General features: G+C 49.2%; 12 protein-coding genes and 1 riboswitch. Of the genes, 7 read left to right on the top strand and 5 right to left on the bottom strand.

The window, feature by feature from the left end:
* Entirely contained in the window at positions 1 to 705 is a 705-nt protein-coding gene (locus B4V02_RS05700; RefSeq protein ID WP_094154064.1) for a response regulator, read from the top strand.
* On the opposite strand, the gene B4V02_RS05695 is transcribed toward B4V02_RS05700, so the two are convergent.
* Genes B4V02_RS05695 through B4V02_RS05680 form a run of 4 tightly spaced genes read right to left on the bottom strand, consistent with a single transcriptional unit; the run spans position 673 to position 5,142 of the window.
* Entirely contained in the window at positions 673 to 1,584 is a 912-nt protein-coding gene (locus tag B4V02_RS05695; RefSeq protein ID WP_094154063.1) for a glycosyltransferase family A protein, read from the bottom strand. The two genes, B4V02_RS05700 and B4V02_RS05695, sit on opposite strands and share 33 nt — an antisense overlap.
* On the bottom strand, positions 1,544 to 2,770 hold the full coding sequence (locus tag B4V02_RS05690) for a glycosyltransferase family 4 protein (protein ID WP_094154062.1): 1,227 nt from the start codon (positions 2,768 to 2,770) through the stop codon (positions 1,544 to 1,546). The genes B4V02_RS05695 and B4V02_RS05690 overlap by 41 nt, the downstream gene beginning before the upstream one ends.
* A complete protein-coding gene (locus B4V02_RS05685) occupies positions 2,754 to 4,019 on the bottom strand; it encodes a polysaccharide biosynthesis protein (protein ID WP_094154061.1) in 1,266 nt (421 codons plus the stop codon). Before B4V02_RS05685 ends, B4V02_RS05690 begins: the two co-directional genes overlap by 17 nt.
* 4 nt (positions 4,020 to 4,023) lie before the next feature.
* The gene (locus B4V02_RS05680) at positions 4,024 to 5,142 is read right to left on the bottom strand and encodes a glycosyltransferase family 2 protein (RefSeq protein WP_094154060.1); all 1,119 of its coding nucleotides are present in this window, start codon (positions 5,140 to 5,142) and stop codon (positions 4,024 to 4,026) included.
* Between the two features lie 410 nt (positions 5,143 to 5,552).
* On the opposite strand from B4V02_RS05680, the gene B4V02_RS05675 reads away from it, so the two are divergent.
* The 6 genes from B4V02_RS05675 (at position 5,553) to thiE (ending at position 11,712) form a co-directional block, all read left to right on the top strand.
* Complete coding sequence (locus B4V02_RS05675) at positions 5,553 to 7,274, top strand: NAD-dependent malic enzyme (RefSeq protein WP_094154059.1); 1,722 nt, start codon at positions 5,553 to 5,555, stop codon at positions 7,272 to 7,274.
* A gap of 72 nt (positions 7,275 to 7,346) precedes the next feature.
* On the top strand, positions 7,347 to 8,300 hold the full coding sequence (locus B4V02_RS05670) for an AEC family transporter (RefSeq protein ID WP_094154058.1): 954 nt from the start codon (positions 7,347 to 7,349) through the stop codon (positions 8,298 to 8,300).
* Between the two features lie 88 nt (positions 8,301 to 8,388).
* Positions 8,389 to 8,492, top strand: a riboswitch (TPP riboswitch).
* A 130-nt stretch (positions 8,493 to 8,622) separates the two neighbouring features.
* Positions 8,623 to 9,336 carry a thiaminase II gene (gene tenA / locus B4V02_RS05665; protein WP_094154057.1) on the top strand — a complete coding sequence of 238 codons (714 nt, stop codon included), beginning with the start codon at positions 8,623 to 8,625 and terminating at the stop codon, positions 9,334 to 9,336.
* Positions 9,337 to 9,356: 20 nt separating this feature from the next.
* Positions 9,357 to 10,199, top strand: coding sequence for a hydroxyethylthiazole kinase (thiM, locus tag B4V02_RS05660; RefSeq protein ID WP_094154056.1), 843 nt, complete (start codon positions 9,357 to 9,359; stop codon positions 10,197 to 10,199).
* Positions 10,196 to 11,026, top strand: coding sequence for a bifunctional hydroxymethylpyrimidine kinase/phosphomethylpyrimidine kinase (gene thiD, locus B4V02_RS05655; protein ID WP_094154055.1), 831 nt, complete (start codon positions 10,196 to 10,198; stop codon positions 11,024 to 11,026). Before thiM ends, thiD begins: the two co-directional genes overlap by 4 nt.
* The gene (gene thiE / locus B4V02_RS05650; RefSeq protein ID WP_094154054.1) at positions 11,023 to 11,712 is read left to right on the top strand and encodes a thiamine phosphate synthase; all 690 of its coding nucleotides are present in this window, start codon (positions 11,023 to 11,025) and stop codon (positions 11,710 to 11,712) included. The genes thiD and thiE overlap by 4 nt, the downstream gene beginning before the upstream one ends.
* Before the next feature lie 166 nt (positions 11,713 to 11,878).
* Here thiE and B4V02_RS05645 read toward each other — a convergent pair whose 3' ends face one another.
* Positions 11,879 to 12,094 carry a hypothetical protein gene (locus B4V02_RS05645; RefSeq protein WP_007431771.1) on the bottom strand — a complete coding sequence of 72 codons (216 nt, stop codon included), beginning with the start codon at positions 12,092 to 12,094 and terminating at the stop codon, positions 11,879 to 11,881.
* Positions 12,095 to 12,573: the final 479 nt, after the last annotated feature.

Here is a 12,573-nt window from a genome sequence, read left to right as displayed (position 1 = left end):
ATGACACCCCAAAACATTCTATTTGTTGACGACAGCCCTATGGTTCTGTCCCTGCTAGAACGGACATTAACGCAAGAAGCATTCACCTTACATACCGCTAACACACCCAAAGAAGCATTACAGGTGCTGAAACAGCACCCCATTGATGTAGTGGTATCCGATCTGCTCATGCCTGGTCTGGACGGGATTACGTTCCTTCGTATGATCAAGAAGGACTATCCGCATATCGTACGGATCATTTTGTCAGGTCACCTGCATACGCAGTCCATTTTATCGGCAATTAATCAAGTCGGCGTGTTCCGCTTTTTGACAAAACCACTGGAGCTGGATGACGATAGTCTGAAAAAGATACTGTATGAGGCACTGGATCAGGCCCAGCTCAATCGAAGCAGCCAATATGCAGATCAAAATGTGGCTCATGGCTTGTCGGTATTTATAGACAGCATTCTGAATGCTCCGTATCGGCCTTATGTGCTGCTTGATGATCAGCATATCGTAACTGCTGTACACGCTGCGCTCGCTGAGCTGTATCCTGTCGGCAGCTCACTTCGTCATCCTGACCGTGAAGGTATTCAGTTAACGGCGCATTCATTGTATATACCGTATGGGGAGTCGGAATCTTCCGATCCCGACCTGTATACGCTGGATACGCTGACTGTGGGCCATTCATCCTTACGCCTTATCCGCCTTAGCGAGATCGCCTGAGTGACGGTTGCCGCCCTTTAATACGGCGGCAACCCCAATCACAGTCAGACATGTATACATCCACAACATGCCCACCGTCAACAGCGGGTGACGAATATAGCTTTTCAAATTTCCCCATGTATACAGCACCGGACGGAAGAAGTACCAGCGCTCCAGTGCCTTTCGCAAGCCCCCCTCTTCGGATGACATTGTACGATCCATCACCGAGAAATAGTAGGCTTTTTTACGCAATACATCTTGCAGGTATACCTTTTTTTCATCATGATATACCCGTGTAAATACCGCCCGGCGAATGACTCCGCCAGACTCTATATAGCGTAAGGTCGGCTGTATTTCTTCGAAAGCAATCTGCTCCGCATTAAAGCCGCCTGTCGATTCGTAAGCGCTCATTCGCCAGAAGCGTGCCGCTTCTATGGAGCGTTTTCCCAAGGTTTCACCCGCGTTGTTAATCACATTGCGCTCGAAGACCTTCACTTTGGAATAAAAATTGTCCGCTTCCGAATACGCCTCCTCAGGAATAACCAAGGCGCCAATGTCCTGATGATCGTCAAAAAAGTCGATGCTCTGCTGGATCAAATGCTCCGCTAAAATCATATCGGAATCCAATACAAGTATGTATTCGGCACCCAAACGATTTGCCTCTTCGACTGCCTTGACTCTCGCGACTCCACGCTCCCCGTGGGGAAGCTCCAATACCGTGACAGGTACTGAGCTTCCTGCCGACAGCGTACGAATCACCTCCACAGTCCGGTCATCCGAGCCATCATCGGCAATCACGATATGCAAGTCCTTGTAATTTTGCCCCATACAGCTTCGCAAACATGGCTCTATTGTCCGCTCATTGTTGTATGTGGAGAAGAGAATGACCACTTTGTCCACTCTGTTCCGCCTCCTTTGTCCAATCTTTCATCAACTGCTCAAACGCAGCTGCGGTATGATCAAAATGAAATCTTAACGCATACTGATATGCCCGCTCGCGAATCGCCAGGTAATCTTCGCCGCCCTTTGCTGCTCTTTCCATCTGTTCAGCCAAGCCACGGATGTCACCGTGAAAGCACAGATATCCGCTTTTCCCAAAATCCGTCGCATCCACCAAGCCGGGTGAATTGCTGACAATGCTGGGGGTTCCAACAGCTGCTGCTTCGGTAATCGTCAAGCCCCAGCCTTCACGCAGGGATGGGAATACAAGCGCGTGGGCACGGCTCATCAGCTCCAGCTTATGCTCTGCTGAAACGAATCCGAAAAAGGTAATATCAGCTTGGGATTGCCCTTGCTCATCCGGTTCTCCGTAAGTCAATCCATACCGTTTCATAATCGGCACTAGTTGTTCTGCCACATACGTTTTATCGGTTTTTCCGACAATCCACAATATAGCCTGCGGGAATTTTTTCTTGAGTCGTCCAAAGGCTTCAACGACCAGATCAATCCCTTTATATTTCACAAAGCGCCCGGCATACATAAAGGTCGGACTGGACTCCTTCGCTAAAAATTGTTCACGCGGCCAGTGTTCAAACTCAATGCCTTCCGGCAAGAGATGAACACGATCCGGATGAAAGCCCAGCTTAAGCAAATCATACCGGGTAGACGGGGAAACGGTGAGTGTACGATCCTTGCGGGCCAGCTTGAGCATCAACGGCTCCAGATGAAATCCGACAAAATTTAGTGGAAATCTGGCATTTTGATACCATATCTCCCTTGTTAGCTGATGTATAAAAAAGATTCGTTTAGATGCCTCGACCCAAAAACGGGTAAAGAACTGGTGCGTATTCGCCTGATTAATGACATAATCAATATGCTTGCGATGAGCCCGGTAATAACGCATGGCAAAATAAATAACGCTGTATATATTTCCTTTTCGGATATACGTAATTCCGTCTATGATTTCATGCTCAGGCAATCCCTCAAATTGGGGCGAAAAATGAATGAAATGAAAGCGGCCTTGCTGTGAGCGTTTTAGCATCTCATGGGTGAAAACTTCTGCTCCTCCGCTTTTAGGTGAACGAATGTCACGCCAGGATAGCAATAGAACTACGGTTTTGCCGTCCTGTTCATGTATTGTATTCATGAGGTGAATCTCCCCTTATCTTTATTTTGAACAAATAGAAATAGGCATCTACCACAAAGTAAAGAGACATGGCGCCATACACCACCAACTCAGACAGTAAAAAGTCGGAAGGCTTGTTGTGGGCCATATGAAAGGCTGCCAGTAAAGCCGCCGCTCCTGCGATCAAGCTGAACATAGATTTGCGTCTGCCCACCAATACATGCATATGAACAAAGAACAGTACGATGGAAAACAGCCAGTACACCCATCCTCCCCATGGAATAAAAGCTTCTGCCGACTGATAGGAAGATCCGAACAATACAGGAATCGATGATGGGAACACAAAGGTCGTACCTACATACACACAGATGGCTGCCACAGCCATTAATCCACCATAAACGGCGATCAGCTTCCCCAAGGCTTGACGGTCATGACCATGCGCACCGAGCTTTGGAATAAATGCAGCGATCAGACTATACGAAACGTAATAGACTAACTGGCTGTACTTCAGCGCAATGGCATAACTGCTGGCTTGTTCCGGGAAATAATGCTGCACATACAACATGTCAATGGAGATGCAGAACAAAATAAATAAGTTCGTTATGAGACTATCCGTAAAATCCTGACCTAGTGATTTCCATAGCCCGGAAGGCACACGTTCTCCACGATTACTAAATAAAGATAAGCCTCGAGCCGAAACGATCCAGCCGTGAAGCAGCGACAGCAACATTCCCCCACAGCTTGCCAGCAGCAGGGCTTCCAGCTTTAATCCCAATGCAGCCAAAACAAAAAACAGGCCCAGCTTCCCTAAAACCTCAATATAGTAGTTCACATTGAGCGCCAGCATGCGTTCCCTGCCCTGCAAATCTCCGCGGCACGAGCTCACGAGAATATGCAGCCCTACCAAGCCATACAGCATGAACAACGGGCCGGATTCGACGCCTAATAGCGAGCGCAGCAACGGATGGAAGACCACCAGAATGACTATGGCAAGCACAGTGAGTAACAAAGGAGCTTTTAGCAAGAGAGAACCCAGCGGTAGACTGCGTAGCGGAAGCTTGTGGTCTCCCTTGGAGACCAGCTTGGCGGTTAATAGCTGAATCGATAAGCCCAAAACGGACAACAGTGCAAAGAGGGCCAGCAGCGCGTTCGCCTGACCATAAGCTTGTCCGGTAAGATACCAGCTCGCTGCAATGTGGAAGAAAAAATTAAATCCGTTCAGCAGTACATTAAATAAAGGAAACATCAACGGACGCAAGCGGTTATTCACGTTGTTATCTCACCCGCCGATCCAGCCGCCAAATATCAATAATGGAACGTAGAAAACGAATGGAATCCTTGAAGACATCAATGTGCGACCCGTCCCGGTCAATACATTTGACGGGTAGTTGCAGCACACGAAGCTGGAGTCGCTTGGCGATAAACATCATTTCCAAATCCAGCGCCAGTCCGAGCTGCTCCTTCAAATGCGGAAACATCCGCTTCACTGCCATAGAGCTCATGACTTTAAGCCCTGTTTGGGAATCCACCACACCTGTCGGTAAAAACGGGCGGGAAACCATGCGTTTGCCGAAGCTGACGATCGATCGTAGTAAAGAGCGATTTTCGGCTGTCATATCCTTGGTTCCAATCACGACATCGTAGTAGCCCTGTCGAACCACGTTAATCATTCTGGCAATATCCTCAATAAAAAAGGAGTCGTCCGCGTCCACAAATACGTAGTAATCCGCACCGATGGTTCGCATTCCTTCCAGATACGTTCCTGCCTTACGGGTATTGCGCCCCAACTCCCTGGTTTGAAGCAAAGGACTAAGATTCTGATTAATCCGGTTGACGGACAAATCCGTTGTTGCCTTCAGCGCTCTGATCAAGGTATTCGTGCTATCGTGGCTGCCATCATCAATGAGATAAATGGAGCCTTCTACAAGATGGCTGCGAATAAAAGTTTGCAGGCGTTTGGCAAATGCCTCGACGTGTACAAAACGTTGCTCCTCGTTATATACAGACAGAATGAAGGCAATATGTTGACCTTTGGCTGAATACTCAGGGTAGAGCAAGCTTTGTATTTCTGACAGCACTTCCTCGTTGTCATTGGCTTGCCAAAATAGCAGGCGTAAACGGCCTATTCCGGTGATCTCCACCATATGCTGATCACTGAATGGAGCTGTGACATCCGTTAACACTAGCAGTGGCATTTGCGGAAATTGACTACGAATTTGATTGGCTATCCGCACAGCTTCCTCCGGTTCCCTGTAATCGATCAGGCAACAACATGCGTCTGCATAGACTGAAGCTGCCTCAGGGTCCCTGCATTGTATAGATTGGTAAAAATGAATCACATTGGGATAATCAATAGCCCTGTAATGATCGCTAAAAATGGCTATAGGCCCCACACAAACCTCTCCTTTTCCTCCGAATAGTTCTATTTTGTTGAAAAAGAATTAAAAATGTTTGCTTAGAGGCGTTAAATCGATGTGCAAATCCTTCATAATTTCTTCATAAAACACCTGACATGCCGTGATACATAAGGATATAAGGGGAATAGAAATGATTTTTATATTTTGTAAAAATAGAGTATTAAGACCTGATTCATAAGAACCAAAAACAATGAATTCATCGTATTTTTTCAAAATTAATAATTGGTTCTTTGTAATCAATTACAGAAAAATTTATGGTTATTTTGTCATATAACAATAGACGAATAAAACAGTTTGGCACGTCCATACTATGGGCAGCATGACATTTTTCGTCATGAATAACCCTAATGAACAATTATTAATACGAAGAGAAAGAAGGGTGTTTGATGGAAGCATTTTATGTCAATCGGGACGGCTCATTATCCACTTCATTACGGGGGAAGGATGTGCTAGCGAACCCCCTTTTGAACAAAGGTGTCGCTTTTACAGAAGAAGAACGCAAAGAGCTGGGGCTGGAAGGAATCCTTCCTCCAACCGTCCTTTCACTGGAAAAACAGAGCGTACGGGCGTATCAGCAGTTTTTGGCACAGCCCACCATGCTGCGTAAAAATGCTTCGCTCAATGACCTTCACAATCGAAATGTCGTACTCTACTATCGCCTGCTAACCGACCATTTGAGTGAAATGCTGCCTGTGGTCTACACACCTACGGTAGGAACCGCCATTCAAGAATATAGTCACGAGTACAACCGTCCCGGAGGCGTATATTTGTCGATAGATGACCCGAACGGCATTGGACAAGCGTTTTATAATTCCGGTTTGAACGGAGAAGATGTGGATCTGATCGTCGTAACGGATTCCGAAAGTATTTTGGGGATCGGTGACTGGGGTGTCGGGGGAATTAACATCGCTATTGGCAAGCTTGCTGTGTACACAGCTGCGGCAGGCATTCATCCCGGGCGGGTACTGCCGATTGTACTGGATGTGGGCACGAATAATGAAAAGCTGCTGAATGATCCGCTGTACATCGGAAACCGCCATAAGCGGGTTCGCGGAGAAGCCTACAACCAGTTTATTGATACTTTTATCAGCAAAACGTTAACACAATTTCCGAAGGCGCTTTTGCATTGGGAAGATGTGGGCAGCGTGAACGCACGCCATATTATAGGCAAATACGGTCAAAGCATTCTCACCTTTAACGATGACATTCAAGGCACAGGAGCGGTAACCCTGGCTGCGATTCTTTCGGCGGTAGGTGTCACCAAGATTCCGCTGCGTGAGCAAAAAGTACTTGTCTTCGGTCCGGGGGCAGCAGGAATCGGCAACGCTGACCAAATTCGGGGAGCCATGATCGCGGATGGCCTTTCGGAGGAGGATTCATTTAAGCCATTTTGGGCTTTTGATTACCGTGGGCTGTTAACGGACGATATGGAAGATGTCCTGGATTATCAGAAGCCGTATGTACGTAAAAAAGAAGAAGTCAGCTCATGGACACGGTCTGATGACGGAAAAATACCGCTGCTTGAGGTTATCCGTCAGGTGAAGCCTACTCTATTGATCGGAACGTCTGGTGTAGCGGGTGCCTTTTCAGAAGAGATTATCAAGGAAATGGCCAAGCATGTAGAACGCCCGATCATCATGCCCATGTCCAATCCTACAAACCTTGCCGAAGCGGTACCCGAGGATTTGATACGGTGGACCGACGGCAAAGCATTGATCGCTACCGGAAGTCCCTTTGAGCCCGTCACCTATAACGGTACGAAATTTGAGATTGGACAGGCGAACAATGCCTTTGTTTTCCCGGGACTTGGCCTGGGTGCGATTGTGGTCAAAGCCAAAAGGATCACCCCCGCCATGTTTTCAGCCGCAGCAGAAGCCGTTGCCAATGGCGTAGATTCGAATGAACCTGGCGGTGCGCTGCTGCCCCATATCCGAAAATTACGTGATGTCTCGTTTGCGGTTGCGGTTGCGGTGGCGAAGGCCGCAATTCAGGATCAGGTAGCACAGGCACACATTTCAAATGTTGAGCAAGCCATTCGGGATGCGATGTGGAAACCGGAATATGTGCAGGTCAAAGCCGTGGAAAGTGCAATCCATCACCCTCACTAATGCTTCAATTAGGGACGGGAATGCCTGTTCAGACAGGCAGGATACGTCAGTTCAAGCAAGGAGAATCGATCTATGAGTGTCGGACATATCCTTTATATTTTGGTGCCGATTTTTTTCGTTATTATTTTGGGATGGTTAGCGGGGCATAACAAAAGCTTCGATGCCTCTTCCTCCAAAGCCCTGAATGCGCTCGTTACCAGATTTGCGCTGCCTGCACATCTATTCATCGGCATTACAACAACGAACAGGAGAGCGCTCATTGAGCAATGGACATTCCTGCTGGCTCTGTTCATTGGCATTGTCGGCTTTTTTGTCGCTCTCCTTCTGCTGTCCCGCTTTGCGAGGAAGCAGTCGATGAAGGATGCCGCCATGTTCGCTTTGAACTCGGCACAGCCGACCTTTGCTTTTATGGGTATTCCCGTGCTCGGAGCCATCTACGGCTCCTCAGCCGTGGCCATTCCGATTGCCCTTACCGGAATCGTAGTCAATGCCGTCCTTGACCCGGCGGCTACCATTATAGCTACCGTAGCCAGCCGGAATTCAGGCAAGGAACGGAAGGGTCCCCTCGGAAGGCTGATCTGGGACTCCATTCTTCACGGCTTAAAGGAACCGCTGGCGCTGGTGCCGCTGGTTGGTGTGATTTTGACCTTGTTCGGCTTCCAATCGCCCGATTTGTTAAGCAAATCGCTTAATCAAATCGGAGACATTACGTCCGGGGCTGCTTTATTCGCGGTCGGTGTGACCATTGGCGTACGCAACATTAGTTTTAGCGTAAGTGCCTTTGCCATCGCACTGTTAAAAACGATCGTGCAGCCATTATTAATGCTGCTGATTGCCTATCTGTGCGGTCTGTCGTCTGCCGATACCGTTAAGGCGGTTCTGCTCGTTTCCTTCCCGGGTTCAGCAGTCGCTGCTATGATCGCTACCCGTTTTGAAAGTCTGGAATCAGAAACAGCCTCCTCCTTTGTCATCAGTGCTGTCATATCTCTCGTTACACTTCCTGTGCTGATTTCGCTATTGATGTAACCAGGTCAAGCACAACCAGCCGCAGGGCGAATGGATAACGGTTTGACATAATGTATGAACGAATGTACAGTAATAGTCAAAAGAATAGGAAGTCCACTAGGGGAGCCGCTTATGGCTGAGACAAGAACGTATCTTGGACCCTTTGAACCTGATCTAGTTCGTACTAGCGTAGGAAAGTGGAGCCTTCGTATATAAGGTCCCTTGCTTTTTGCGCATGGACCTATGATGAAGCCGCTCCAGTTTTCGGGGCGGCTTTTTAGCGTTGTTCCGGAACTGTATTCTTACGGGACTTCCTGCTCTTCATTTTGGTGGAGGTGGGGAAATGAGCTTTACACAAGAGCTCCGTCGGCAGGCGGATAGCGTTTTTCAAGCGATTTTTGAGCATCCCTTTGTGAGAGGTATTGCTGAAGGGAGTTTGACAAGGGAACAGCTGATTCACTATGTAAAACAGGACTTTGAATATTTGAACGCCTACATACGGATATACGGCATCGCGATCTCCAAATGCACGAGCCGGGAGGACATGGCTGTATTTAATGAACAGATCTCTTTTATCCTCCGCAGCGAGGTTCATCCCCATCAAAATTTCTGTGCTGTCGCAGGTGTGACCTATGAAGAGTTGCAGGGGTATCCGCTCGCTCCGTCGGCTCATCATTATATCCGTCACATGCTAACGGTCGCACATGAAGGCAGTCTGGGCGAGCTCATGGCCGTGCTGCTGCCGTGTCCATGGACGTATCTGGAGATTGGTCGCAGGCTGCTGGATGAGGTAAAGCCCGACGAGTCCCACCCTTTCTATGAATGGATTTGTTTCTATGGAAACCAGGTTGGAGATGTAACCGCCAAATATCAAGCCCGTGTGGATGCTTGGGCGGAAGGTGCAACGGCTGCCGAACGGGAACGGATGATTGAGCATTTTATGCTAAGTTGCCAGCTGGAATATATGTTCTGGGATATGGCTTATAAGCAGGAAGAATGGCCGATCCAGACCCCTTTTACATCGGACTACAAGCCTTGTCGCAAATTGAAAATCTAATATATGAGAGGAACATCGATATGCTGAAATGGGAAAAGGATTGTTCGGAGCTTCTGACAAAGGTACACAGCAGCAACCCCCTCGTTCACAATATGACCAATGTGGTGGTCACCAACTTTACAGCCAACGGCTTATATGCGCTGGGTGCTTCGCCGGTGATGGCTTATGCCCCCGAGGAAGTAGCGGATATGGCCAAAATAGCAGGTGCCGTCGTCTTAAACATCGGTACACTGAACCGCGATCTGGTCGATGCCATGGTCATTGCCGGACAATCGGCGAATGCACATGGCGTTCCGGTTCTGCTGGATCCGGTCGGTGCGGGAGCGACTCGCTTTAGAACCGAGTCAGCACTGCGAATCCTGAGTGAAGTCAACATCTCAATGGTGCGGGGCAATGCGGCCGAAGTCGCCCATCTTATCGGAGAGGCCCGCGAGATTAAAGGCGTCGATGCTGGTGACAGCCCGAGCAGCAGTCATGTCGAGCTGGCAGTTCGAGCTGCGCGGGCGCTCAATACCATCGTTGTCATCACTGGAAAAGAGGACGTCATCACCGATGGGGTCGAAGTACGAGTGATTAACGGCGGAGACGCGCTGCTTACGAAGGTAACCGGAGCAGGCTGCCTGCTGACCTCTGTGCTGGGCGCTTTTGCCGCCGTTGAGCCTAATTTGCTGCTCGCAGGAACAGCAGGCTTGGCATTTTACGGTGCAGCCGCTTCCCGAGCCGCCGCGCGTACAGCAGATCAGGGACCCGGCAGCTTCCAGATTGCCTTTCTCGATGAGCTTGCCAAGCTGCATACGGGCTCGCTGGAGGGGCATGTATCGATTCGTGAAGCTGGAACAACCACAGCAGGTGGTAAGCGATGACAGACGTTCGTGTAGCTAGAGCACTGACGATTGCCGGTTCGGACAGCGGTGGCGGGGCCGGGATTCAGGCCGATCTCAAAACCTTCCAGGAGCTTGGCGTATACGGCATGTCGGCAATTACGGCAGTTACCGTACAGAATACGCTGGGAGTGCACGGAGTATATCCACTGCCACAAGAGGCGGCAGCCGAGCAGATTGAAGCGGTAGGATCAGACCTTGGCGTAGATGCCCTGAAGACTGGCATGCTGTTTGATGCAGGCATCATCCGTCTTGTGAGCGAGCAGATTCGAAGGTTCGGCTGGGAGAAGGTCGTCGTCGATCCCGTGATGATTGCCAAGGGAGGTGCAGCACTGCTGCAGCCAGAAGCGATGCAGGCTTTGCAGGAAGACCTGCTCCCCTTGGCCCTGGTTGTTACACCGAATATCCCGGAAGCGGAAGCCCTGACAGGGATCAGCATCCGTACGATGGAGGATCGCCGGGAGGCTGCGAGACATATTAGCAATATGGGCCCAAAATTCGTCGTGATCAAGGGCGGCCATGCTGACGAGAGCGAGAACAGCCGACAGATTGTTGACCTGCTCTTTGACGGAACCGCCTTTACCGAACTGGGCGGCAAGCGGGTGCGGACTGTCCATACACACGGAACAGGGTGTACCTTCTCGGCAGCGATCACCGCCGAATTAGCAAAAGGAAGATCTGTATCGGAGGCTATCTCGAGTGGTAAAGCCTTCATCCAGGCGGCGATTGAGGAACCTTTGCAGCTTGGACAGGGACATGGCCCCACCAACCATTGGGCCTTCCGCCGTCGTCAGGAGATGCTTCTATGAGCAGCAGAATGTTGTCAGAGACGGTGCGCCGCCATCTCCAGATGTACCTGGTGCTTGGAAGCGTGAATTGCCTCGCGGAACCAGGCTGGGTCGTGCAGCAGGCTCTGGCCGGCGGCGCAACCATGGTCCAGTTCCGCGAAAAGGGCCGTGGTGCGTTAACAGGCGCCCCCAGGCTTGAACTGGCACGTCGGCTACAAGACCAGTGCCGCCGTGTAGGGGTTCCCTTCATCGTGAACGACGATGTCGAGCTGGCTCTTGAGCTCGACGCCGACGGCGTTCACATCGGTCAGGACGATGAATCGGCTGCTTCCGTCCGCGAGCGGATCGGAAACCGGATGCTCGGCGTTTCCGCTCATACGATTGAGGAAGCCCGCCGCGCCATCCTGCAAGGTGCAGACTATCTCGGCGTGGGGCCGATCTATCCAACCATCTCCAAGGATGATGCCAACGCCGTGCAGGGTCCGATCATATTGCATGAGCTGCGCAAAGCAGGAATGGATGTGCCGATCGTCGGGATTGGGGGCATTACGGTGGATCGTGTAGAGGAAGTGGTACGTGCGGGTGCCGACGGTGTAGCGGTGATTTCAGCCGTGACGCAGGCAGAGCAGATTCGGACTGCTGTCGAGGAAATGAAGAAAAAGGTAGTGTTGAGCATCAAATCCCCGGGGGTGTCCCAAAAACTATAAAATGGCTACTGGGAATGCCCCTTGTATTTGTGTTCAAACGGATCGTTGCTCCAGTCGCTGTTGTCTCCAGATGATCTGATACTTTTTAGATAAAGCAAAAATGGGAGGCGGAGTAGTCGCTTCCCACTGCCCAATCTATTTTCGATTTTCACTTAAAATGAATTAGCTACCTCTCAGCAGCATGAGCAATTCCTTGATAACGGTGAGCAAGAGCTTTGTGATAATACTCTTGTTCGGCAAACTGAAAAAACAACACTGGATTGTTCGCATTAGCCATTTTCATCCGTTCAAAATGCTCCGCCTTTACAAAATTTTGACCAGCAAGTTGATTAGGATCGTTAGACATGTACATATCACGATAAAAAGCTGTATTATACAACATAAACACTCCCTGTCTGGTTTTGATGTGTAGACAATAATACTATATGGTAAATACCCAGTTAAGGTCACATGATAAGAGCCCAAAGGTCGGCGGGACCCATATAAGAGTCGTCTGCAAGGTGCAGACTATCTATTTTTTGATCCACCTTTTGATAGCAATAAGCAAAAAAGTAAAAAGCGCGACGAAAAAAATGATACCCACTATTACTATAATCAGAGCAGTAGTCATACTTAACAACTCCTTCCTTTTTCGCGCGTATATTCGTGAAGGCTTCCAACGATCTGCACACTGATATTGTATAATAATTGTAAATGGAGTGAGGGGAGAAAACTATGCTGAAGAAGCTGAAGAATCCAATTTTTCTTATTTTGATAATTTTCTTGGCTACCTTAACAGTGCGAATTGTATATAATAATCCCCCCCATTATATTTATGATTGGTTGATGGGTGCATACGCCATCCGTTTGATTGGTCGGACG

It is taken from the genome of Paenibacillus kribbensis, from assembly GCF_002240415.1.
Taxonomy (GTDB): Bacteria; Bacillota; Bacilli; order Paenibacillales; family Paenibacillaceae; genus Paenibacillus; species Paenibacillus kribbensis.
The sequence above is the reverse complement of the archived record's forward strand: the minus strand, read 5'-3'. Positions and strand labels throughout refer to the sequence as shown.